The organism is Gemmatimonadaceae bacterium, assembly GCA_036273715.1.
Lineage (GTDB): Bacteria > Gemmatimonadota > Gemmatimonadetes > Gemmatimonadales > Gemmatimonadaceae > JADGGM01.
This window is the reverse complement of record DASUHB010000028.1, coordinates 122,496-145,210: the sequence shown is the minus strand read 5'-3', so window position 1 is coordinate 145,210 and position 22,715 is coordinate 122,496. Positions and strand designations below refer to the sequence as shown.

The 22,715-nt window shown below is 69.1% G+C and carries 20 protein-coding genes; 13 read left to right on the top strand and 7 right to left on the bottom strand.

Translation table 11 applies throughout. From position 1 onward, the window contains the following. Positions 1-66: 66 nt before the first annotated feature. The 4 genes from VFW04_05200 (at position 67) to VFW04_05185 (ending at position 5,110) form a co-directional block, all read left to right on the top strand. The gene (locus VFW04_05200; GenBank protein HEX5178701.1) at positions 67-2,403 is read left to right on the top strand and encodes a PAS domain S-box protein; all 2,337 of its coding nucleotides are present in this window, start codon (positions 67-69) and stop codon (positions 2,401-2,403) included. Next, positions 2,403-3,782 (top strand): sigma-54 dependent transcriptional regulator, encoded by a 1,380-nt coding sequence (locus VFW04_05195; protein HEX5178700.1) that lies wholly within the window; start codon positions 2,403-2,405, stop codon positions 3,780-3,782. The genes VFW04_05200 and VFW04_05195 overlap by 1 nt, the downstream gene beginning before the upstream one ends. 219 nt (positions 3,783-4,001) lie before the next feature. Next, positions 4,002-4,328 carry a hypothetical protein gene (locus tag VFW04_05190; protein HEX5178699.1) on the top strand — a complete coding sequence of 109 codons (327 nt, stop codon included), beginning with the start codon at positions 4,002-4,004 and terminating at the stop codon, positions 4,326-4,328. Positions 4,329-4,339: 11 nt separating this feature from the next. Next, entirely contained in the window at positions 4,340-5,110 is a 771-nt protein-coding gene (locus VFW04_05185) for a C40 family peptidase (protein ID HEX5178698.1), read from the top strand. Here VFW04_05185 and VFW04_05180 read toward each other — a convergent pair. Then, a complete protein-coding gene (locus VFW04_05180) occupies positions 5,103-5,519 on the bottom strand; it encodes a hypothetical protein (protein ID HEX5178697.1) in 417 nt (138 codons plus the stop codon). The genes VFW04_05185 and VFW04_05180 overlap by 8 nt on opposite strands. Before the next feature lie 76 nt (positions 5,520-5,595). Here VFW04_05180 and VFW04_05175 point away from each other — a divergent pair, with 76 nt between their 5' ends. The 6 genes from VFW04_05175 (at position 5,596) to VFW04_05150 (ending at position 10,894) form a co-directional block, all read left to right on the top strand. Next, positions 5,596-6,534 carry a DMT family transporter gene (locus tag VFW04_05175; protein ID HEX5178696.1) on the top strand — a complete coding sequence of 313 codons (939 nt, stop codon included), beginning with the start codon at positions 5,596-5,598 and terminating at the stop codon, positions 6,532-6,534. Then, positions 6,531-7,223: an HAD family hydrolase gene (locus tag VFW04_05170; GenBank protein ID HEX5178695.1), complete on the top strand. Its 693-nt coding sequence runs from the start codon at positions 6,531-6,533 to the stop codon at positions 7,221-7,223. Before VFW04_05175 ends, VFW04_05170 begins: the two co-directional genes overlap by 4 nt. Next, positions 7,216-7,809 (top strand): class IV adenylate cyclase, encoded by a 594-nt coding sequence (locus VFW04_05165; protein ID HEX5178694.1) that lies wholly within the window; start codon positions 7,216-7,218, stop codon positions 7,807-7,809. The genes VFW04_05170 and VFW04_05165 overlap by 8 nt, the downstream gene beginning before the upstream one ends. Position 7,810: 1 nt before the next feature. Continuing rightward, the gene (locus VFW04_05160) at positions 7,811-8,575 is read left to right on the top strand and encodes a hypothetical protein (GenBank protein HEX5178693.1); all 765 of its coding nucleotides are present in this window, start codon (positions 7,811-7,813) and stop codon (positions 8,573-8,575) included. Then, complete coding sequence (gene acpS / locus VFW04_05155; GenBank protein HEX5178692.1) at positions 8,572-8,991, top strand: holo-ACP synthase; 420 nt, start codon at positions 8,572-8,574, stop codon at positions 8,989-8,991. Before VFW04_05160 ends, acpS begins: the two co-directional genes overlap by 4 nt. Positions 8,992-9,094: 103 nt before the next feature. Then, entirely contained in the window at positions 9,095-10,894 is a 1,800-nt protein-coding gene (locus tag VFW04_05150) for an FTR1 family protein (protein ID HEX5178691.1), read from the top strand. Here the strand turns inward: VFW04_05150 and VFW04_05145 are convergent. Further along, positions 10,785-12,089: an NAD(P)-binding domain-containing protein gene (locus VFW04_05145; GenBank protein ID HEX5178690.1), complete on the bottom strand. Its 1,305-nt coding sequence runs from the start codon at positions 12,087-12,089 to the stop codon at positions 10,785-10,787. The two genes, VFW04_05150 and VFW04_05145, sit on opposite strands and share 110 nt — an antisense overlap. A 303-nt stretch (positions 12,090-12,392) precedes the next feature. Here VFW04_05145 and VFW04_05140 point away from each other — a divergent pair, with 303 nt between their 5' ends. Further along, the gene (locus tag VFW04_05140; protein HEX5178689.1) at positions 12,393-13,247 is read left to right on the top strand and encodes an alkaline phosphatase family protein; all 855 of its coding nucleotides are present in this window, start codon (positions 12,393-12,395) and stop codon (positions 13,245-13,247) included. A 19-nt stretch (positions 13,248-13,266) separates the two neighbouring features. Here the strand turns inward: VFW04_05140 and VFW04_05135 are convergent, their stop codons facing one another. Next, a complete protein-coding gene (locus tag VFW04_05135; GenBank protein HEX5178688.1) occupies positions 13,267-13,962 on the bottom strand; it encodes a response regulator transcription factor in 696 nt (231 codons plus the stop codon). Beyond that, positions 13,959-15,668 (bottom strand): HAMP domain-containing sensor histidine kinase, encoded by a 1,710-nt coding sequence (locus tag VFW04_05130; GenBank protein ID HEX5178687.1) that lies wholly within the window; start codon positions 15,666-15,668, stop codon positions 13,959-13,961. Before VFW04_05130 ends, VFW04_05135 begins: the two co-directional genes overlap by 4 nt. Before the next feature lie 140 nt (positions 15,669-15,808). Here VFW04_05130 and VFW04_05125 point away from each other — a divergent pair, with 140 nt between their 5' ends. Continuing rightward, entirely contained in the window at positions 15,809-17,359 is a 1,551-nt protein-coding gene (locus VFW04_05125; GenBank protein HEX5178686.1) for an amino acid permease, read from the top strand. Positions 17,360-17,448: 89 nt separating this feature from the next. Next, complete coding sequence (locus VFW04_05120; GenBank protein ID HEX5178685.1) at positions 17,449-18,258, top strand: DUF4097 family beta strand repeat-containing protein; 810 nt, start codon at positions 17,449-17,451, stop codon at positions 18,256-18,258. A 7-nt stretch (positions 18,259-18,265) separates the two neighbouring features. On the opposite strand, the gene VFW04_05115 is transcribed toward VFW04_05120, so the two are convergent. From VFW04_05115 to VFW04_05105, 3 genes are read right to left on the bottom strand one after another with little or no spacing between them, the layout of a single operon-like run. Then, positions 18,266-20,179 carry a response regulator gene (locus VFW04_05115; protein ID HEX5178684.1) on the bottom strand — a complete coding sequence of 638 codons (1,914 nt, stop codon included), beginning with the start codon at positions 20,177-20,179 and terminating at the stop codon, positions 18,266-18,268. Then, the gene (locus VFW04_05110) at positions 20,160-20,888 is read right to left on the bottom strand and encodes a response regulator (protein ID HEX5178683.1); all 729 of its coding nucleotides are present in this window, start codon (positions 20,886-20,888) and stop codon (positions 20,160-20,162) included. The genes VFW04_05115 and VFW04_05110 overlap by 20 nt, the downstream gene beginning before the upstream one ends. Further along, the gene (locus VFW04_05105; protein HEX5178682.1) at positions 20,885-22,714 is read right to left on the bottom strand and encodes an ATP-binding protein; all 1,830 of its coding nucleotides are present in this window, start codon (positions 22,712-22,714) and stop codon (positions 20,885-20,887) included. Before VFW04_05105 ends, VFW04_05110 begins: the two co-directional genes overlap by 4 nt. Position 22,715: the final 1 nt, after the last annotated feature.

Here is a 22,715-nt window from a genome sequence, read left to right as displayed (position 1 = left end):
CGCAACCCGGGCTCACATTCGTCGGAGTCGTGGAGTCCCAGGTCGCTCTCAGCTGACGGCCGTCGTATGACTAACGTTGCCGAAGGGTTCGAGCCAGCGAGGCTTTCGGGCACAGACGAGTCGCTGCTGCTCGCCGGCCTGCCGCCGGACAAAGCGGAGGCGGTGCGCGAGCTGCTCCGAGAGCGGAGCTACCTGAGCGAGCAGTCTCGCCGCGTGATCGAGACGGCGAGCGATGCGATCCTCATCACCGATCCCGAGCGGCGGATCGCGTTCGCGAACTCGGCTGCGCATCAGTTGTTCGGGTACCCGCGCGACGCGCTCATCGGCATGCGCGTCGCGGACACGCTGCCGCCGGAGATGCGCGAATCCGTGTCGGCGTTCGAAGCGGCTGCGTTGGGCGGAACGCCGCAGCGATACGAGACGGTGGTGCTGCGGAGCACGGGCGAGCTCCGCACCGTGTCGGTGAGCACGTCGCCGCTGCGCGAAGGCAATCAGGTGACGGGCGTCGTCGCGTCGCTGCGCGATGTGACGGACGAGCGTCGCGCGCGCGACGCGGTGGCGCGTTCCGAGGCGCGCTACCGCAACCTCGTCGAGACCGCGACGGACGCGATTTTCACGATGGATGCCGACGGCAGCTTCACGTCGGTGAATCGGGCCGCGTGTGAGATCGCGGGCTACGCGCGCGAAGAGCTGCTCGGGCGGCGCGCGCGATGGCTGTTGGACCCCGACGAGTTCGCGGACGTCGACCGGCATTTCCAGCATGCGTTGGACGGGCGCGCGCGCCGCTACGAGTGTCATCTCTATCGCAAAGATGGCGATCGCCGGCTGCTGTCGATGACGAACACGCCGATCTTCCAGGGCACAACGGCGATCGGGGTGCTCGGGATTGCGCGCGACATCACTGCGGATCGCGAGCGCGAGGAAGCGCTGCTGCGGTCGGAGGCGCGCTATGAGCACCTCGTAGAAACGGCGCCGGACGCGATTTTCACGCTCGACGTCGACGGGCGATTCACGTCGGTGAACCGGAGCTTCGAGCGGACCTGCGGCCGGCCGCGCGCCGAGTTGTTAGGCGTACGCTTCAGCACCATTCTCGAAGGGCGACAGGCCGAGTCGGCCGAGGCGCTCTTCCAGGCGACGCTCGCGGGACGACGCCAGCGATCCGAGCTCCGGTATCGCGACGTGGACGGCACGGTGCGCACGGGTTCGATCATCACGGCGCCGGTTTTGGAAGACGGACGCATCGCGGGCGTGCTCGGCCTGGTGCGCGACGTGACCGAGGAGAAGCTGCTGTCGGCGCAGCTGCTGCAGCGGGAGAAGCTGGCGGCCGTCGGGCAGTTGGTGAGCGGCGTCGCGCACGAGCTCAACAATCCGTTGGCCGGCATCATGGCGTTCGCACAGCTGCTCGAGAACTCGACTGCCGTCGCACCCGACGACCGTGATGCGATCGAGACCATCCACATGGAAGCGAAGCGTGCGGCGAAGATCGTGTCGAACCTGCTGCTGTTTGCGCGGCAGCGCGATCCCGAGCGGGCGAGCACGGATCTCAATCGAGTGATCCTCGACACGCTCGAGCTGCGGCGGTACGTGCTGCGCACGCAGCAGGTCGAAGTGGTGACGGAGCTCGATCCGGATCTGCCGCTCGTGTGGGCGGACTCGTTCCAGCTGCAGCAAGTGGTGCTCAACCTGTTGACGAATGCCGAGCATGCGTTGCGCAGCGTGGATGGCAATCGCCGCATCACGCTGACGACGCGCCGCGTGGAGAGCCGCGTGGTGGCGAGCGTGACGGACACGGGGGACGGCATTCCGCACGATGCGCTGGATCACATCTTCAATCCGTTCTTCACGACGAAGGCGATCGGCGAGGGGACCGGGTTAGGCCTGTCGATTTCGGATGGCATCGTGCGGCAGCACGGCGGACACATCACGGTGAAGAGCACTCCTGGACACGGCGCAACGTTTGCGATCGAGCTGCCGATCACGACGCCGCCGACCGGCGACGGCCTCGCGACCGCGGAGGAAGCATTGTCGCGGGCGGCGCCGCGGCTGCTGCTCATCGTGGACGACGAATCGTCGATCCGCCGTGCGCTGACGCGCTATCTCGAGCGCGAAGGACACACGGTGGACGCGGTGGCGACGGGAACCGAAGCACTGCAGCTGGTTCGCGACCGTCGCTATGACGGCATCCTGCTCGACCTGCGCATGCCGGATCAGTCCGGCGACGAAGTGTACGCGACGCTCCTCGAGCGCGATCCGGAGCTCGCCGAGCGCGTCGTGTTCGCGACGGGCGATGTGGAGAGCGATGCCGCGCGCGAATTCTTACAGACGGCGAAGCGGCCGTACGTGAGTAAGCCATTCGTGCTGCCCACGGTGGCGCATCTGTTGTGCAGCGTGGGGAGACGCTGATGGCGACGATACTCATCATCGATGACGATCCCGGTGTCTCGGCGGTGCTGGGCGCCTTCTTCGAGCGGCGGTCGCATCACGTGGTGCGCGCGGGCAGTTGCGAGGACGGCGTGGACACGTTCATGCGCGTCAGGCCCGATCTGGTGCTGCTCGATCTCCGTCTGCCCGACGGCACGGGGTTCGATGTGCTGACGAGGCTGGCGGGCGAGGAAGCGGTGATCATCATGATCACGGGGCACGCCGACGTTCCGTTAGCCGTGCAGGCGATGCAGGCGGGGGCGGAGCATTTCCTGCAGAAGCCGGTGGACCCGGCGCACCTGGAAGCGGCGGTGGACCGCGCGCTCGAGAAGGCGCGGCTGCGCCAGCTGGCGCAGTTGGCGCGGGAACGCCGCGGCGGCGGACGCGTGAGTGCTCTGTTAGGCACTTCGGCGGCGATGCGCGAGCTGGCGCACCAGGTGGAGCTGCTCGCGGCGACCGACCGCACCACGGTGCTGCTGGTCGGCGAGACCGGCACGGGCAAGGGCCGGCTGGCCGAGATGATCCACGCGACGAGTCCGCGCGCGGAAGCGCCGTTCCTCGATGTGAGCTGCGTCGGGATGCCGTCCGATGCGCTCGAAGAAGAATTGTTCGGCAGCGAAGTGGAGGACCGGCCGCGGCGGCGTCGTGCGGCGCTGGTGGAGATCGCCGAGCACGGGACGTTGTTCCTCGACGAAGTCGTCGGGCTCGATCCCGTGCTGCAGCCGCGCTTACTGAAGCTGCTCGAAGCGCGCACCTACCGCCGCGCCGGCGGCGTTCGCGAGACGAGTGCCGACGTGCGGGTCATTGCGTCGACGTGCCGCGATCTGGTCGAAGAAGTGAATGCAGGGCGATTGCGCGAGGAGCTGTACTATCGATTGAGCGTGATGCCGGTGCATCTGCCGCCGCTGCGCGCCCGCGCGCGCGAGGACGTGGTGGATCTCATCGAGCGGCTGATGCACGAGCTGCAGATTCAGGTGCGGTCGGCGCCGTCGGAGATCGCCGATGGCGCGTGGGAGGTACTGCTGCGGTATCCGTGGCCGGGCAACTTGCGCGAGCTGCGCAACGTGCTCGAGCGCGCATTGATCGTCGCGCGCGGCGCGCGCCGGGTGGGGGCGGAGCATCTGCCGTCGGAAGTGCGTCGCGCGAGCGGCGCGGGGTTGTCGCGGCACGTGCCGCGTTCGTTGGACGAAGTGGAACGGGCGCACATCGAGCGCACGCTGCGCGCGCACAACGGCAACCGGACGCGAGCGTCGCGCGAGCTGGGCATCTCGCGCGCGACGCTGATCAACAAGATCAAGCAGTTCAACCTGGGCGAGATGGTGATGGCGACGGAGCCGCGCGTGGCGGGCGGGGCGGGGTAGGTCCACGGGACGCAGGCGGCATGGTGCGCGTCTTCACCGAAGGACGTCTTCTCTTACATTCGACAGCATGGCCGATACGTCAGGATTGCCGACGCCGCAGGAACACGATGGAATGATGTGCCGTGCGTGCGGCCGTGAGGAGCGTGCATCGGAAGGGTATCCGTGCGCGGATTGCGGCACGTTCATCTGCCTGGTGTGCAGTTTTCGCGGCGTGCTGCGGTGTCGCGACTGCGAGGCGAAGCACGCGGCGCAGGCGGGCGGGCGCGGGTCGTGAGCGACGTGGTGGTGGTGCGCCGGCGGGTGCAGTTAGGCGAGCGCGCGTTCTCGGTGCTGGGCGACACGGCGTTCGACCGGCGCACCGGCGAATGGAGCGCGCGGTTGTTGTTCGTGCCGCTGGACCGGTCGTTGCCGCGGACTGTCGCATCGACGCCGATCAAGCGCGGGGCGAAGCGCGACGAGGTGGTGCGCAGTCTGAGCGATGTGAGCGACGCCGAGCTCGCGCGCGCATCGCGGTCGATCGAGCCGGCGTCGCGGCGCAAGCGTTAGGACGCGTCGGCGTGGGCGGGTACGTCGTGCGGGTGTCGGTGGCGCCGGTGAACGGCGAGCCGCGCGCGGGGAGCGAGCAGGTCTCGCAGGCGCTGTGGGGGCATCCGGTGGAGCGGTTGGACTCGGGTGGGCGCGAGCCATGGTTCGAGGTGCGGCTCCGCGATGGCTACCGGGGGTGGATGCACCGCGGCTACCTGTCGGAATCAGACAGGGCGGTGCCGCCTAACGGAGAGCCGGCGGGGCGCGTCTCGCTCGGCTGCGTGGTGCGCGACGCGTCCGGCGTGCGCCGCGCGCTGCCGCTCGGTGCCTGGCTCGATGCCGGGGCGGCCGTGGAGAGCGGCGAGGCCGTCGAGCGCGTCGAGGTGGTGCGGCGATTCCCTGTGAGCGCGGCGGCCGCGGCTCGCACCGCGTGCGAGCTGTTCGAGGGGACGCCGTACGAATGGGGTGGGCTCACGCCGTGGGGCGCCGACTGCTCGGGGCTCGTGCAGACCGTGTTCGGGCTCCACGGCATCGCGATGCCGCGCGATGCGCGCGACCAGGCCGAGCGGGGTCAGGCCGTGGACGCCGGCGACGTGTTGGGCGCGCTCGCGCCCGGCGATCTCGCGTTCTTTTCCGACCGCGGCGATGGCCGCATCACGCACGTCGCCATCGCGCTCGGCGATGCGAGACTGGTGCACCTGGGGTTGGGGCGCGGCGGATACGCGATCGAGACGCTCGCGGCGCCCGATGCGTACGGGCGCGCGTTGCTCTCGCGGTTCCGTTGGGCGCGGCGCGTCAGCTGACCATCTTGCCAGCGGGCACGACCGCGGTGCGCACGTGCAGCCGTACTTCGCCGTGCACCGAACCATCGATGGCGATTCGCATCGCGTAGGTGCCTGCCGCGTCGAGCGGCAGATCGACGGCGGCGATGAGCGGGAAATCGATGTCGGCGACTTCCGCGGGCGGCGTGGCGACGTTGAGCTCTCCATTGGATGACCACAGCTCCGCGCCAGACGGATTCACCCACTGCAAGGCGATGACGTGCGCGCCGGCGTCGGCGGCCGTGCCCTTGAGTCGCACGACGATGTGCGCGCGCGGGTGGACGGTGGGCAGTCCGGCCACCTGCACGGCGTCGAAGACGCCGAGGATGTTGAGTTTGCCTTCGACGGACAGGTTGGCGGCGTCGGCGAACAACGCGAAGGAGAGGTGCATGGCGGGGAAGCTACGGGCAGCGCCGACGCGGAGGAAGGCGCTGTCGCGTGCCAACGGCGTCGCCTAGCTTTGGAGCATGACCACGGTGCTCGACACGGCGATAGCGCCCGATCGCGCGGAACCAGCCGCGCGGTCGGGCGTTTCGCTCACGGATCTCTGGCTGCTGCTGACGACCACGATCTGGGGCGCGAACTACGCGGTGGTCAAGTACGGCACCGACCACATGGATGCGCTCGCGTTCAACGGCGCGCGGATCCTGATGGCGACGCTGGCGTTCGGGATGCTGGCGGTGCTGCAGCGGCGGCGGCCGGGAGCGCGGCCGATCGCGCGGCGGGATGTGCTCGCGCTGCTTGCGTTAGGCGTGCTGGGCAATTGCGTGTATCAGACGCTGTTCGCCGAGGGTGTGGCGCACACCAAAGCGGGAAATGCGGCGCTGGTGCTCGCGGCGTCGCCGGCGCTGATCGCGCTCATCGGGCGATGGCTGGGCATCGAACACGTTGGGGCGCGCGCGTACGGCGGGGTGGGGCTCTCCATGGCCGGGATCGCGCTGGTGGTGCTCGGCGGATCGATGCACGAGTCTTCGGGCGCGACGCTCACGGGAGACGCGGTCGTCGTCGCGGCAGCCGTGTGTTGGGCGTGGTACACGGTTCTGCTCAAGCCGCTCACGCATCGCGTGTCGCTCGTCGACATCTCGGCGCTGACGCTGGTGGGCGGCATGATTCCGCTGCTCTTCGTGTCGGCGCCGGCATTCGCGGCCACGGCGTGGACGAGCGTGAGCGTGCGAGTGTGGGGCGCGATGACGTTCGCCGGCATCGGCTCGCTGGTGATCGGGTATCTCGGCTGGTATCGCGGCGTGCGCGTCCTCGGCCCGACGCGCACGGCCATCTACTCGAATCTGCAACCGTTGATCGCCCTCGGAGTGGCGTGGGCAATGCTGCCGGGTGAGACGCCCACGGCGTGGCAGGTCGCCGGCGCGGTTGCGATCATCGCCGGCGTGGTGCTCACGCGCGCATGAAGCTGATCCTGTTCGACATCGACGGCACGATTTTGTGGAGCGACGGCGCGGGCCGCCGCGCGATGACGGCCGCGTTGACGCAGGTGTTCGGCGGCTCCGGCCCAACGGAGTATCACTACGACGGCAAGACGGATCCGCAGATCGTGCGCGATCTGATGCGCGCAGAAGGGCACAGCGATGCAGCGATCGACGCGCGGATGGATGACCTCGCGGCGAGGTATCTGGCGCTGCTGGAGCAGGAATTGGCGACGGGGCGGCGCGGCGTGCACGTGTTCGACGGCGTGGCGGAGCTCATTTCGGCGCTCGAGGCGCGGTCCGATGCGGTGGTCGGGCTGCTGACCGGGAATTTTTGCGATGGCGCGATGCTCAAATTGTCGGCGGCCGGTTTGGACGTGACGCGGTTTCGCGTCGGCGCGTACGGGTCAGACCACGCGCATCGTCCGGAGCTGCCGGCTGTGGCGCTGCGGCGCGCGCGGGAAGCGTTGGGCATCGACGTGCGCGGCGAGGATGTCGTCGTGATCGGCGATACGCCGGCCGACATCGAATGCGCGCGCAGCGTGGGAGCTCGCGCGGTGGCGGTGGCGACGGGGCGATTCACGGTCGAGGAGCTCTCGGCGCACGTGCCGGCGGCGGTGTTCCCGACGCTGGCCGTCACCGCCGCCGTGCTCGAGGCGATCTTCGATGCGTGAGGTGGAGCTGAAAGCAGTGCTCGACGATTGGGGGCGCCGCGCCGCACGCCTAACGCAGGCCGGCGCCGTGCTCACGTTCGCCGGGCGTCTCGAGGACCGGCGCTACGACACGCCGCGCCGCGATCTCGCGCGCCGCGACGAAGTGCTGCGGCTGCGCGTGTACCGCGATGGGTCGGGCGCCCGCGCGGAACTGGGTTGGAAGGGACCGACGGGCTACGACGCCGGCTACAAGGTGCGGGACGAGCTGCAGTGCAGGGCAGACGCTCCCGACGTTCTGGCCACGATGCTCGCCCGGTTAGGCTACGAAGTCACGCGCGCGATCGATCGGGAGATCGCGCAGTACGATCTGCAGGGCACGGCGGTGCGATTCGAGCGCTACCCGCGGATGGACGACCTGGTGGAAGTGGAAGGCGCGCCGGCCGGCATCGAGCACGCGATTGCTGCGTTAGGCATCGAGCGGTCGGCGTTCTGCACCGACCGGCTGCCGCAATTCGTGACGCGGTGGCAGCAGCGGACGGGGCAACAGCCGGCGTTGTGCGACGACGAGCTGGCCGGGCGCGTGCGCTACGCGCTCGAGGACGCCTGAGGTGGCCGACGACGCGGTGACGGTGACGGTGAGCGGCCTGCTGCGCGGCACCGATGTGGCCGGCCACGCCGTGGCGACGCTCGACGATGAGGCGCTTCGTCTCGAGCGGTCCGGCGGCGCGGTGCGTCTGCCGTACGATCGCCTCGACGGCTCGCGCTATGCGGTGGGCACGCTCGAGCTGTTCCTGACGCGCGGCGACATGATCACGTTAGGCGGGTCGCCGGGGCTGGCCGTCCTCGCCGCCGACCTCGACCGGCGCGCGATGGCCGTGCCCGAGCTCACGCGATCCCTGCGCGCCCTCGGCTCGCCGCGCGCGTCGCAGGGCGCCGACCACGATCGATACTTCGGGCCGCTGCTCGCGGCGCGCCGCGAAGCCGAGACGGCCACAAGCCCCGATCGCGCGCGCGCGGCGTTCGATGCGCCCTCGCTCCGCGCGGCGATGCTGCAGCGCATCCACGAGCTGGCCGCCGAGCGTCATCCATCCGAACCGCCGGAGCGGCGCGCGCTGGACGCCGAGCTGACGGAGGCGGCCGAGCCGCTGGTCAGTGCGTTAGGCGCGCTCGAGCGCGCGCAGGATGGCCTGGCGTCGAGCGATGATGGCGAGCGGTATGCGGGGTGGCGTCGGTGGGCCAAGGCACTGCAGCTGGTCTTTGAGATGGCTGACGACGTGTGGTTGTCACTCGTGCGCGTGCTGGCCGCCGACGTCCCGGGACGACGCGGACGCCGGCGCCGCTGGCTCGGGCGCGCCCCACGGGAGGATGTGTGATCGTAGGCGTCGGACTCGATCTGGTGGACGTGGCGCGTGTGAAGCGGCTGATTGCGTCGAAAGAGGCGCGCGCGCTCCAGCGGCTGTTCACGGCCGGCGAGGTCACCTACGCAATGGGCCGGCAGGAGCCGTACGTGCACCTTGCCGCGCGCATTGCAGCCAAGGAAGCGGCGTACAAAGCGCTCTCGGGATCGCCGGGCGCGCGCGGGATCGGGTGGCGCGAGATGGAGGTCGTGTCGGTCGACGGTGGTCTGCCGTCGCTCGTGCTGCACGGCGCCGCCGAAATCCGCTGCGCCGAGCTGCGCGTGCGCCGAGTGTGGTTGACGCTGTCGCACAGTCAAATGACCGCCGGGGCGGTGGTGGTGCTCGAGGGTCCTCAGACGACGTCGGACGGAGAGACGCAGCAGGCCGGCTAGTGCGCGACGGTGCACCGCGAGAGTGGTGCCGCGCAGATAAATCCGATAAATTCTATCGTAAATGCGATTTCGTTTCCGTTCAGTCTGCTTGACCGCATGGGCGGTGGCTGCGCTCGCCGCGCCGGCGAATGCGCAGGAGAGCCCGGCAAAGCGTCTCGGCAACATCGTCGCGGTGGCCGTCGAAGAGTATGCCAAGGGCGTCGACGCGCGCGGACGGTTGAGCGCCGTCGATGAGTATCAGGAAACGGTCGACTTTCTGGTGGATGCGCGTGTGACAGCGGCCCAGCTGAACGGGAGCAACGCGGCGGCGATTCGCGCGCGGCTCGATTCGCTGACGGCGGCGGTGCGGGACACGGTGCCGCCGGCGCGGCTCGCGGCGCTCCACCGGCAGTTCGTTGTTGCGTTAGGCGATGCCGCGTCGCTCGACCTGCCGGCGGAGCCGCTGAACCTGGCCGAGGGACGCGCCGTGTATGCGGCGCGCTGCGCATCCTGCCATGGCGACCGCGGGTTAGGCGACGGGCCCGCTGCCGCGGGGATGCGGCCGCCGCCGCCGGCGATCGGCGATTCGGCCGCGATGCGCGGCGTGTCAGCCGAAATGCTCTATCGAATCATCTCGGCGGGCGTGTCGGGCACGGCGATGCCGGCGTGGGGCGGGACGCTGACGTCGCAGCAGCGGTGGAACGTGATCGGGTACGTGCAGTCGCTGCAGGGTGTGCATCCCCGGTGCCCGAGCTGCGCGGTGCCTGTCGTGACGGTGGTGGCCGCGTCGCTCGACTCGTCGCTGGCGGCGGCGCGGGCTGGCGATCTCGGGGGGGCGCGTGCGCGCGCCGTGGATGCGTATCTGGCGTTCGAACCCTTCGAGGCTGCGGCGCGCGTGAAGAGTGCCGGTGCCGTGTCGGCCATGGAGCGCCGCTTCGCCGAGTTCCGGGCGCACATCGCGGCCGGCGACCTGGCTCGGGCGGCGCGGGCGCGCGACGCGATCGTGGCGACGCTTCCGTCGGTCGTCGCGTTGGGCAGCCGGACGTCGGGCGCGTGGGAGAGCTTCGTCCAATCGTTCGTCATCATCGTGCGCGAAGGGTTCGAGGCGATTCTGGTGATCGGCGCGATCGTCGCGTTCCTGATCAAGACCGGGCACCGCGATCAGCTGCGCAGCGTGTGGTTAGGCGCCGGCGCGGGGATCGCGGCGAGTGCGGCCACGGCGGTGGCTCTCGAGACGGTGCTGTCGGCGGTGCCGGCAAGCCAGGACCTCATCGAAGGCGTGAGCATGCTGGTGGCGATGGTGGTGCTGTTCTGGGTGAGCTATTGGCTCATTTCGAAAGTGGAAGCGGCGCACTGGCAGCGGTTCATCCGGGAGAAGGTCACCGCGGCGCTCGCATCCGGCGGCGCGACGGCGCTGGCGTTCGTGGCGTTCCTTGCCGTTTATCGCGAAGGCGCCGAGACGGCGTTGTTCTTTCAGGCGCTGCTCGGCGAGGCCGGCAGGCCGGCGGGCGCGATTGCGTTAGGAATCGCGGCCGGCGCGGTGGTGCTCGTGGCGATCTTCACCGTGTTCCATCGATACGGCGTCAAGATTCCCCTGCGGCCGTTCTTCACGCTGACGAGCGGGCTGCTCTACGCGATGGCGTTCGTGTTCGCCGGACGCGGCGTGGCGGAGCTCCAGGAAGTGAGCGCCGTTCCGATCACGCCCGTGCGCGGGATGCCGAGGATCGATGCGTTAGGCATCTATCCGACGGCCGAGAGCCTGGGGCTGCAGGCGCTGCTGGTGGCGCTGCTCGCGGCGGCGCTCGTCGTGACCTTCAGGCCGCGCCGCGTTCGGGCGTCATCCGCTTCAGCAATTTCTCCAGACGATGCACGTACTCGTCGTACTGGACGTAGAAGGCGTGGCGCTGCGACGAGAGATACCTGATGCCGCCACTCACGTCCGGCCGCGGGCCGGTGCGCTGACGGTCGAACCACGCGGCGCGTTCGGATCCGTTCCGTTGGGCGACGAGGTACGACGCGACCAGCGCCGCCTGCTTGCTCACCACCGGAAACAGTGAGCCGTCGGTCTCGAACAGGCCGATGACGTAGAGTGCGGGCTGCTCGGGAAACACGTTCAGGTAGAACTGGCGTCCGCCGCGCTCGGCCGAGAACACCTCGGCGTCGAGGCACGGAATCGCCGATCGAAAGCCCGTGGCGAAGATGATGACATCGACGTCGGCGGATGAGCCGTCGACGAACGTGACGCGGTTTCCGTCGAGCTCGCGCACATCCGGTACCGCGCGGACGTCACCGTGCGAGAGATAATGCAGGAGCTGCGAGTTCACGATCGGATGGCTTTCGAGAACCTTGTGGTCGGGTCTGGGCAGCTTGTAGCGGCGCAGGTCGCCGACGAGCACGCGGAGGAGCAGCGTGAGGAGCGGTTGCGCCAGCCGGGCCGGCAGGTGCGGTCCGCTGCGGAAGAACGCATCGGTGGGCACGCCGAACAAATGCTTTGGCAGAAAGTGATAGCCGCGGCGAAAGCTGATGAGCGTTTCGCGGGCGATTGGTGCTGCATCGCACGCGATATCGCAGCCGGAGTTGCCACCGCCGACGATGAGCAGGCGCCTGCCGGCCAGCGAGGCGGCGTACTTGTAGCGGCTCGAGTGGTACATCTCGCCGTCGAAGTGGCCGGGATACGTTGGGTCGACGGGGTGCCAGTTGTTACCGACCGCGCACACGACGCCGCGGAATTGGCGATGCTCGCCTGACGCAAATTCGACGTCCCACCCGCCGTCAACGGGCGATGCGCGTTTCACCACCGTATTGAACGCGATATGTGCGCGAATGCCATCGTGCTCCGCATATGCGCGCAGGTACTCGAGGATGCGGGCGCGCGACGGATAATCCGCGTACTCGTTGGGCATCGGGAAATCGTCGAACGCCGACTGCGTGCGTGAGGAGATGAAGTGCGCGCTGTCGTACATCGGCGTGCCGGGATTGTCCATGTCCCAGATACCGCCAACATCGCCATGCCGTTCGAACACATCGAAGGCGATGCCGGCGCGCTTGAACTCGTGCGCGGTTGCGAGGCCGGATGGGCCGGCGCCGATGATACAATAGCGGTCTTGAATGGTCGGCACGATTGGCGACGGGGATCTGGCGGATCGGGAGAATCTAGCGATCCGCGCGGCCCGCGCGAGCGCGACGCGGTCGGAGGCACAGGCCGCCAGGCGACCGCCGTTCGACGCGCAACCCGTGCGGTCGCGGCGAAATTCACACAGTGACGGCGGTCGCGGCATGCCTCCTGCCTTCATTCATGCCGTGATGCGAAGATGGCACAGCCGCAACTGCTCGTCCCGGGCATCGAGTCTCGATGATCGGCATGGGGCGCGCCGGATGGCAGCCGGCCCAGGCGGCCTCGTGTTAGGCGATGACCGCCGGCCATGCCGGATCTGACGATCGCGCATTCCGTCCAGCGGCTGGTGGTGGTGGTGCTGGATGGACTGCGTCCGGATGCGATCGAGGCGTTGCGGCTGTCGAACGTGGCGCGGCTTGCCGCGGGCGGCGCGTCGACGCTGCGCGGGACGACCGTCGCGCCGAGCGTCACGGCGGCATGCATGGCATCGCTCCTAACGGGCGTGGCGCCGGACACACACGGCGTGCGGAGCACGCGCTTTCATCTGCCGCGGAGCCGCGGGCGGATGCATCCCTTGCCGCGCGTGTTGGGCGAGGCCGGCTATCCGTCGTCTGCGTTCATGTGTCGCGTGCCGTGGCTGATGCGCGGCATCGCGCGGCGCATCGCGGGCTGGCTGGGTGTCGGCTCGGCGACGTTTCACGGCACCTGCGCGAGGGACGTGCTCGCCTGCGCGACGGATGCGCTCGCGGCGCAGGACCGCGGACTCATCCTCATGCACTGGCCGGATTGCGATGACGCGGGGCACGACCACGGGTGGATGTCCGATCCGTACCAACGGGCGGCCTACGCGTTGGACGCGTCGCTCGGCCAACTCGTCGAGCGCATCGATCTCCGGCCGTCGAGCAAGACGCTGCTGATCGCCATAGCGGATCACGGCGGCGGCGGCCAGGTGCCGACGGATCACGACAGCCCGCATCCGTTAGACCGGACCATACCGATCGTTCTTGCCGGCGGCGGGGTGTCGGGCGGCTCGCTGCGCGAGGGGGCGCAGCTACTCGACGTGCCGCCGACCGTGCTCAGTGCGCTGGGTGTGGCGGTTCCGACGAGCTACGAGGGTCGCTCGCTGGTCGACGCCGGCGAACGGGCGGCGCTGGCGGGTTGAACGCGATTTCGTTAGGCGGCTAGATGCGGATGCGGTAGCCCGCTTTCCGGACCGTGAGGATGAAGTCGGGCGCGGCCGGATTGCGCTCCAGCTTGCGGCGCAACTCGGCGATGTGCGTGTCGACCGTGCGGCTCACGACTTCCGAGGCGTAGCCCCAGACATCCTGCAGCAGCTCATCGCGCGACGCGAGCCGTCCGCGGCGGCGCAGCAGCGCGACGAGCAGCTCGTATTCCTTGGGTCGGAGCGGCACCGGCTCGCCGGCGCGAGAGACCGTGCGCGTGGTGGTGTCGATCTCGATGTCACCGAGTTGCTCGCGGGGCGCGAGCGCGCCGCGGGCGGCGCGGGCGCCGTTCGCTGCGCGGCGCAGCAGCGCGTCGACGCGCGCCAGGAGCTCCAGCAGTCCAAACGGCTTGGTGACGTAGTCGTCCGCGCCTAACCGAAAGCCCAGCACCTTGTCCGTTTCTTCGCCGCGGGCGCTGAGGATGAGCACCGGCGTCTCGCAGCCGTCGGCGCGCAGGGCGCGCAGGACGCGATAGCCATCGAGGCCGGGCAGCATGAGATCGAGGATGATCACGTCGGGCGCGCCGGCGCGCGCGCGCTCGAGGCCCGTGTTGCCGTCGCCCGCGAGCTCCACCTGGTAGCCCTCGATCTCGAGGTTGTTGCGCAGCCCCATGGCGAGGTTGCGATTGTCCTCGATCACGAGAATGCGTGTCATGGGCGAGCCGTGCCGACAGCCTCGGCGCTCGGCGTTAGGTGCTCGGGCGCGTCGACGAGCGGGAACGAGACGCCGAAGCATGCGCCGCCGGACGTGGCGTCTTCGACCCACACGTCGCCGTGTTGCATCGCGGCGAGCTCGCGCACCACGTAGAGGCCGATGCCGCTCCCGGCGGCCGCGGAGCGCACGTCGCGCTCGAGGCGCTGGAACGGCTGCCAGACGCGGTCCCGCTCGCCTAACGGGACGCCGGGCCCCTGGTCGTGCACCATGAGCCGCGCGCGGCTGCCCTGCCGGTCGACGGTGATGGTGACGGTCTGGCCCGCCGGTCCGTACTTGATGGCGTTGTCGAGCAGGTTGAGCAGCATCTGGCGCACCGCGCTCCGGTCGAGCAGCGCCACGACGTGCGCATCGAGGCGGGTGCACAGCGTGACGTCGGCCGCCACGGCGAGCGGGCGCCAGGTTTCCACGGTTTCCCGGACGCACGGAGCGAGCGCCGTCGGCTCGGGACGCAGCCGCGTCATGCGGCGCTCGCTGCGCGAGAACAGCAGCACGTTCTCGACGAGCTGCATGAGGCGCCGCGCTTCATGGACGATGACGTCGGTGGCGCCGGCGCGCTCGGCCGCGCTCCGCACGCGGCCCAACCGGAGCGTTTCGGCGAAGAGCAGGATCTGGGCGAGCGGCGTGCGCAGCTCGTGGGAGACGCTCGAGATGAAATCGGAGCGGAGCCGCCCGAGCTCCTGCTCGCGGCGGAGTTGGAGCACCGCCAACACCATCATCCCGGCCGTGAGGGCGAGGAGGCCGAGGAGAAGCGAAACCTTGGACTGCGGGATCGCGCCTAACGCGAGCCGCTCGACGGCCAGCGGCCGCAGCGTGGCGCGCGCCGTGAGGCCGCCGAACGTCTCCTGTGAGGCGTCGGCGGTGAACGGCGTGAGGCTGCGCCGGCCCGAGTCCCAGATCGTGTCGCCCGTCGGGCCGAGCACGGTGACCGAGACCAGCGAGTCGTTGGGCTCGTGCATTGCGAGCGTTCGCGGCAGCAGCGGGTGCCGGCTCATCACGCCCGCGAACACCGGAGCGCCCAGCGCATCGGCGCACGTGGAGAATCCGAAGGCTGCGATCGGCGCACCGTGCACCGCGTACTTCACCGCGTACGCGACGGCGCGCTCGGCGGAGCCCCGTCCCACGAGCAGCGTCGCATACGACCAATCGGGACGATAGACGGTGCGCGCTTGTTGGTCGACCGCCGCACGGACCAAGGAGCGTTCCTCTGCGAGTGGCGTGGCGCCGACGGTCGCGAATGAGCCGTCGCGGAAATCGAGACGGAAGTACCAGCGCGCGGCGTCGTCTCGTTGATTTGCGCAGCGGAGCGCCGCGCCGCCGGACGCGGCGAGCACGGCGGGGCCGGGGAGCGCGTCATACGGCGTCGCGGCGATGCCTGCCGTGACGGGCGCCAACGCCGCGGACAGCGTTGGGCCGACCGTGTCGGTGGCGTTGGCGAGCAGTTCCCATGCGGCGAAGGTTGCGTAATCCCGGAGCGCGCGCTCCGCGGTCACGCGGTGCGATCGCGCGGCATCGTGCGCTTCGTACGCGAGGACCGCGGCGAGAACGAACGTGAGGCCGAGCAGCGCGACGAGCAGCGATGCCCGCGAGCGCCAAATGGCTGGCTGGCGGTCGACTCCGGACTGTCGCCGAGCGAACGACAACGGCATTGGCTCCTCGCAGACGGCGCCCGATGTGAGCGCGACACGAACCAATTGCAGGATGTACGGTGCGCGGGGGTGCGGGAAGGGGAGCTCTGACTGAACTCTGACAGACGCGCTGACGCGGTGCTGACGCCCCAGACGCGGCCATGACGGGGCGGCCGCGGCGCGTCGTCATCTTCGCGCACGGCACGACCTGGGTCTGCTGCCTTCCCCTCGCGCGAGGTCATCCGACGATGAGTCTCCTGTCCAAGAAGCCGCTGTCCGACTTGATGGTCGAAGCGGAGTCGGGCACGCTCCGGCGTTCGTTAGGCGCCTTCAGTCTCACCACGCTCGGCATCGGGGCGGTGATCGGGGCCGGCATCTTCGTGATCACCGGAACCGCCGCGGCGCAGTTCGCCGGACCGGCGCTCGTGATCTCGATGCTCATCGCCGGCGTGGGCTGCGCGTTCGCGGGGCTGTGCTACGCCGAGTTCGCGAGCATGATTCCGGTGGCCGGGAGCGCGTACACGTACGCCTACGCGACGTTAGGCGAGATCTTCGCCTGGATCATCGGCTGGGACCTCATTCTCGAGTACGCGCTGGGCGCGTCGACGATCGCCGTGGGGTGGGCGGGCAACGTCCAGAGCTTTCTGCAGGACGTCGGGTTGGGCATTCCCGCGCAGTGGGCCGGGCCGCCGGGATCGGTGGTGGCGCTGTCGGGCGGCGCGACGGTGCATGGAATCTTCAATGTGCCGGCGGCGCTGGTCGTCCTGGCGATCTCCGTGCTGCTGATCATCGGCATTCGCGAATCGGCCGGACTCAACACGCTGATCGTGGTGATCAAGGTGGCCGTGCTGCTCCTGTTCATCGCGTTCGGCGCCGCGTACATCAACCGTGCGAACTGGCATCCGTTCATCCCGCCCAACGCAGGCCACTTCGGCGTGTACGGGTGGAGCGGGGTGCTGCGCGGCGCCGGCGTGATCTTCTTCGCGTTCATCGGCTTCGATGCCGTGTCGACGGCAGCGCAGGAAGCGCGGAATCCGCAGCGCGACATGCCGATCGGGATCATGGCCTCGCTCGTCATTTGTACGGTGATGTACGTGGCGGTGGCGCTGGTCCTCACCGGCATCGTCAAGTACACGCAGCTCAACGTGCCGGCGCCGATCGCGTTAGGCATCGATGCGACGGGGATCGGGTGGCTCAAGCCGATCGTCAAGCTCGGCGCGATCATGGGGCTCACCAGCACGATGCTGGTGATGCTGCTCGGGCAGCCGCGCATCTTCTATTCGATGAGCCGCGACGGGCTCCTGCCGCCGTTGTTAGGCAAAATCCATCCGCGCTTCCGCACGCCGTACGTCACCACCGCCATCACCGGCGTCGTGGTCGCGCTCGTCGCCGGCCTGTTCCCGATCGCGGTGCTCACGCAGCTCACGGCGATGGGCACGCTGCTGGCGTTCGTGATGGTGTGCATGGGTGTGCTCGTGTTGCGGCGTCGCGAACCGCATCTGCACCGGCCGTTCAAGACCCCGGGCATGCCGTGGGTTCCGATCCTCGGCGCGCTGATCTGCTTCGCACAGATGATCGGATTGCCGCTCGAGACGTGGGCGCGGCTGGTGATCTGGCTGGTGGTGGGTCTCGCGATCTATTTCTGGTACGGCCGGTACCACGCGCAGCGTATTCGCGAGGCGGGCCCAACTGCGGCAATCGCGGCCGACTGAGGCCACAAACCAATTCCGGATTGGCGCTGTCGAAGTTCGATGGCCGGCCCAGCGCCGGACATTTCAACGGTGCCAATCCGGAGGCTTGCATGCGTCGCTGCCTGTCTGCTGTTGCCGCGATGATCGCGTTCGTGTGGGCGGCGCCCGCCGTCCATGCCCAGCACCACGAGCGTAACTGGCTCGAGCGCTGCCGCGAGGCGGACACGGACCGTCCCCGCTATTGCGAGGAGCGCACGATGGGCGCGCATGCGTCCGGCGGGACGATCACCGTGGATGGCGGAGAGAACGGCGGAGCGCGCGTGGCCGGTTGGGATCGCGACAGCATCGACGTCATCGCGCACATCCAAACGCAGGCGCGCAGCGACGATGAGGCGCAGGCGATGGCCAAGCAGATCTCGATCGACATGTCGAACGGCCACATCCACGCCAACGGGCCGCGCACGCACGATGGCGCGTCCTGGTCGGTGTCGTTCGACGTGCTGGTGCCGCGCGCGTCCGACCTCTCCCTCACCGCGACCAACGGACCGGTGGCGATCCAGTCGGTGCACGGCAAGATCGAGCTGAGCGCGGTGAACGGACCGTTGGACATCGACGACGCGGGCGGCGACGTGCACGGCCGCACGACGAATGGGCCGCTCTCGGTGCGTCTCACCGGCAAAACGTGGGTTGGACGGGGGCTCGATGCGGAGACGACCAACGGTCCGGCGACCATCAGCATTCCCGACGCGTACTCGGCGCATCTCGAGACGGGGACGTCGAACGGGCCGATGTCGATCGGGATCCCTATTACGGTTCAGGGACAGATCCTGCGCCACCTCGAGACCGACCTCGGGTCCGGCGGTCCGACGGTCCGCGCCGTGACGACCAACGGTCCGTTAGTCATCGAGCGCGCCGACTGACCGCGCGTCAGCGGACAGCCGACGACGTGCCGAGCGCTTCCTGGATCTTGCCGAGCAGGGCGGCCGTGTCGAAGGGTTTCTGGAGGAGCCAGGTGTGCCGCGCGGTCACGCCGCGGCGGAGGAGCGCATCGTCGGCATAGCCCGACAGATAGAGCACGTGGATGCCCGGCCGCGCCTCGGACAGTCTATCGGCCAGCTCGCGGCCGTTCCAGCCGGGCATCACGACGTCGGTGACGAGGAGATGAATGTCACCGGCGTGTGCCGCAGCTGCGGCCAACGCTTCCTTTGCGTCGGCGGCCGCGATGACGTGATAGCCGTGTGCTTCGAGCACCCGCACGACGAGCGTTCGCACAGCGGGATCGTCCTCGACGAACAGGATCGTCTCGTGTCCGCTGGACGGAACGACCGGCGTGGAAGACGTCTCCGGCTCGTTCTCACGCTCCTTGACGCGCGGCAGGTAGACCGTGAAGGTGCTCCCGCCGCCTTCCGTGCTCGTGACCACGATATGTCCGGCGCTCTGCGACACGATGCCGTACACGGTCGAGAGCCCGAGGCCCGTGCCGCGACCCTTTTCCTTGGTGGTAAAGAACGGCTCGTACAAGTGTGCGAGCACGGCGTCGGACATGCCGTGGCCGCTATCGGTGACGCGCAGGGTGGCATAGTCGCCGGGCGGGACGACGCCGTGCGCATGGGCCAGCGGCGTCTCGAGCGTCGCGCCGCCCGTGGCCAGCGTGAGCTCGCCGCCGGATGGCATGGCGTCGCGTGCGTTGACGGCGAGGTTCATCACCACCTGGCCTAACTGCCCGGGGTCGGCGCGGACGGTTTGCGGTTCGGCGTCGTGTTTGATCGTCAGCTGAATGTCCTCGCCGATCATGCGCGCGAGCAGGCGCTGCATGTCGTCGACCACGAAGTTGAGATCGAGAATGCGCGGTTGCAGCACCTGGCGCCGGCTGAAGGCGAGGAGCTGGCCGGTGAGCGCCGCGGCGCGGCGCGCGGCTTTCTTGATCTCGAGCACATCGGTGCGGCGGTCATCGGCTTCCTCGAAGGCGCCGAGGAGGATCTCGCTGTAGCAGGTGATGGCGGTGAGCACGTTGTTGAAGTCGTGCGCGACGCCGCCGGCGAGCCGGCCGATGGCATCCATCTTCCGCGACTGATGCAGCTCCTCCTCGAGGCGCCGTTGGGCGGTGAGATCGCGCACGCAGTACGCCACCATGCCCGGCACGAAGGCGGCCGACCGGAGGTCGAGCACCTGGGTCGCGCTCTGCTGTTTGACGCGGTACTCCCCGTTAGGCAGCGTCCGGCGCGCGCGGCCGCGGCTCGATCCCGCGTCGACATCGGGAAGGCCGAGCGCTTCCTGCACGGTGAGCCCCCGCATTTCGTCTGCCGAACGTCCGGCGAGCCGGCAGGCGGCGGGATTGGCGTCGACGATCGCGCCGTCCTCCGAGGCGATGAGCAGCGCGTCGCCGACGTGCTCGAAGATCCGGCGCAGCCGCTCCTGACTCTCGTGCATGGCCGCCTCGGCGCTCTTGCGGCGCCAGCGCTCGGCGGCGCGATCGACGCTCTGCAGCAGAAACTCCGGCTGCACCGGCTTCACCAGATAGTCGTAGCTCTGTTCGCGCAGCGCACGCACGGCGCTGTCGAGCGACGCGTTGCCGGTGAGGATCACGACCTCGGTGAGCTGCGACACCAGCCGCAGATGCCCAACGAGCTCGAAGCCATCCATGTCGGGAAGCCGGAGATCGACTAACGCAACGGCCGGCGGCAGGTCCATGTGCGACGCGACTTCCAGGCCCTTGAGCGCCGTGGCCGCGCCGAAGGAACGATATCCGCGGAGCGTCAGCAGGTCGCCGATGGTCCGCAGCATCGCGTCGTCGTCGTCGACGACGAGGACGGCAAGCGAGTCAGCCAGCGAAGATCTCATCGAGCAGCTCAAACACCCGATCGGGAGGGAAGGGCTTCTGAAGAATGGCGCGAATGAACTTAGGCGGCAGACTACCGGTGGTTTGCTCGAGCGCGGCTGGATGTCCGCTGTACAAAATGAGTGCGACTGCCGGACTCACGCTCTTGATAGCCAATACGTTCTCGCGCGGCTCGAGGCCGTCCAGTCGAAGGTCCAGCATCACCGCGCCGGGCAGCTGCGCCTGGAGCAGCGCGAGCGCCTCGTCCAATGTGCCCGCCTGCAGCGTTCCGTAGCCGCGCGCAGCGACCAGATCGGCGAGCGTCCGCAGAAAGTCCGCATCATCATCGACGATGAGCACCGAGCGGGCATCGGTGATCACGGCCTCCAGCATCTCCATCAAACGTTCGAGCGCGACGGGTTTCGGAAAGACGTGCAGCGCTCCGTCGCGTTCGGCCTGGGCGAGGAGCTCGTTGGCCGCGTACGCGGTCATGAGGATGACGCGGAGATCGGGCCGCAAGGCACGCATTTCATGGAGCGCCTCGACGCCGGTCATGCCGGACATACGCACGTCCATCAAGACGACCGCGTATTCGTTGACGCGCACCGCGGCCACGGCTTCTTCGCCGCTGTGCACGCCGTCCGTTTCCCAACCTCGCAGGCCGAGGATGTCACGCAGGGTGCGCACCATCAGGCGGTCGTCGTCCACGATGAGGATGCGGCGCTTGGTCATGGGTGCGCTCCGACGATCGGCACGCGCACGGTGAACGTGCTGCCGCGGCCCTTCTCGCTTTCTACGGCCAGCTCACCGCCGTTGACGACGACCAGCGACCGCGCGACCGACAGGCCTAACCCGAGGCCGCGCGCCTTGGTCGTGAACAACGGCTCGAAAATGTGCGGCAGGTTCTCGGGCCCGATGCCGCTGCCGGTATCCTGCACCTCGAGCGTCGCCATGCGATCGCCGTTGGCCCGCGCGCGCAGCGTGAGCGTGCCCTTGCTCTCGCCGATGGCCTGCGTGCCGTTGCTGATCAGGTTGAGCAGCACCTGGCCTAACTGAATGCGGTCGACGTAGAGCGGCGGGACGTCGGCGGGCACGTCCACGTCCACGGTAATGCCCGGATGAATCGCGATGCGCTTGAGCTGGTCGCTGAACAGGTCGCGCGCGGCCACCGCCTCGCGCTGCGGCGCTTTCACGCGCGCCGAGTCCAGCAGGTCGCCCACGATGCGCTCGGCGAGGCCGATCTGCGTGCGCAGGATGCCGAGATACTCGACGACGGTTGCCGGCGCATTCTCTAGCACCAGACCAAGATAGTGTACCGCGTTGGTCATCACGCCGAGCGGGTTGCGCAGCTCGTGGCCCACGCCGCCGGCCAACTGGCCGAGGAACGCCAGCTTTTCGCTCCGCACGACCTCCTGTTGGGCAAGGTTGAGCCGCTCCAATGCGCCGCGCAGCTCGGTGGTGCGCTCGGCGACGCGCTGCTCGAGATCGCGCCGCCCATCGTCGATCTGTGCCGCCATCGAATTGAACGACGCGGCGAGTCTGCCCAACTCGTTGTCGTGCAGCACGGGAACGCGCCGCGAATAATCCCCGGCCGCGATGCCCTCCGATGCCTGGGTCAGCTCGCCCAACGGCTTGGTGACGCGGCGACTCGCCAACCAGGCAACGCCGGCGCCGATCAGGAGTATGATCGCGGCCGTCACGACGAGCTTCCCCAACAGGATGTGCACGGGCGCGAGCACCGACGCCATCGGCAACCCCACCCACACGACCCATGGCGCCGCGCGCATGCGCATGATCGCGCCGATCCTGCCGCCGCCTACGGTGTCGCGGATCAACGCTGTTCTGCCGCGCGGGTCGAAGTGCGGGCCGGCCACCGGCCGCTCGATGTTCGTCCACATCGAGTTGTCCTGGTTGCCGAGCAGAAACACGGCCGTCGGGCCGATCAGGTCTTCGAGCGCCTTCTGCGACTGCGCGGTGCCGAGGCTGGAGTACTGCACGAGCGTGCCCAACGTGTCCGTTGGGCCGGCATGCACCCGGGCGGCGACGTCGATCCAGACCGACGTGCCGGTCCAACGCAGCGCGCTGATCTCGGCCTCGCGGCCGGCCGATGGCACGAGCAGGGCACCGTTGGGCGAAAACCCGGTCGTGCCCAGGACGCGGCGGCCGGCCGCGTCGCGCAGCTCGGCACCCAGCGATTGCGGCGAGCGCGCGGACAACCGCGTGAGCTCGGCCAACGCGGCTGCCTTGTTGGCGTCGTTGGGCGAGCGGAGAAATGCGACCAACGAAGGCGCCGTCGCCTGTTGGCGCGCATCGGCGAGCGTGCGCTGCATCGACGCGTCCAGGAGCGACGCCAATTGTTGGGCGACCGCTTCGGTGCGCGATTCGGCGGCCCGGAGGCTTGCCATGCGCACCGCCTCGTACGTGATCGTCGCGAACACCGCCATGACGAGGAGCAGCAGCGCGCAGATCAGGAGCGGCAACGTCCACTCGATCGAGCGCCACCGCGCATGCGCGGCCGTCTGCGTCGTCGCGAGCGCGCCGGTTGTCGGTTGGGACATG

Bases quoted from the DNA above. Each gene is read 5' to 3' on its own strand.
- VFW04_05120 (HEX5178685.1), top strand. From the start codon at position 17,449: ATGCGTCGCTGCCTGTCTGCTGTTGCCGCGATGATCGCGTTCGTGTGG.
- VFW04_05115 (HEX5178684.1), bottom strand. From the start codon at position 20,179: ATGAGATCTTCGCTGGCTGACTCGCTTGCCGTCCTCGTCGTCGACGAC.
- VFW04_05135 (HEX5178688.1), bottom strand. From the start codon at position 13,962: ATGACACGCATTCTCGTGATCGAGGACAATCGCAACCTCGCCATGGGG.
- VFW04_05195 (HEX5178700.1), top strand. From the start codon at position 2,403: ATGGCGACGATACTCATCATCGATGACGATCCCGGTGTCTCGGCGGTG.
- VFW04_05200 (HEX5178701.1), top strand. From the start codon at position 67: ATGACTAACGTTGCCGAAGGGTTCGAGCCAGCGAGGCTTTCGGGCACA.
- VFW04_05130 (HEX5178687.1), bottom strand. From the start codon at position 15,668: ATGCCGTTGTCGTTCGCTCGGCGACAGTCCGGAGTCGACCGCCAGCCA.
- VFW04_05140 (HEX5178689.1), top strand. From the start codon at position 12,393: ATGCCGGATCTGACGATCGCGCATTCCGTCCAGCGGCTGGTGGTGGTG.
- VFW04_05105 (HEX5178682.1), bottom strand. From the start codon at position 22,714: ATGTCCCAACCGACAACCGGCGCGCTCGCGACGACGCAGACGGCCGCG.
- VFW04_05165 (HEX5178694.1), top strand. From the start codon at position 7,216: ATGCGTGAGGTGGAGCTGAAAGCAGTGCTCGACGATTGGGGGCGCCGC.
- VFW04_05170 (HEX5178695.1), top strand. From the start codon at position 6,531: ATGAAGCTGATCCTGTTCGACATCGACGGCACGATTTTGTGGAGCGAC.
- VFW04_05110 (HEX5178683.1), bottom strand. From the start codon at position 20,888: ATGACCAAGCGCCGCATCCTCATCGTGGACGACGACCGCCTGATGGTG.
- VFW04_05180 (HEX5178697.1), bottom strand. From the start codon at position 5,519: ATGCACCTCTCCTTCGCGTTGTTCGCCGACGCCGCCAACCTGTCCGTC.
- VFW04_05125 (HEX5178686.1), top strand. From the start codon at position 15,809: ATGACGGGGCGGCCGCGGCGCGTCGTCATCTTCGCGCACGGCACGACC.
- VFW04_05175 (HEX5178696.1), top strand. From the start codon at position 5,596: ATGACCACGGTGCTCGACACGGCGATAGCGCCCGATCGCGCGGAACCA.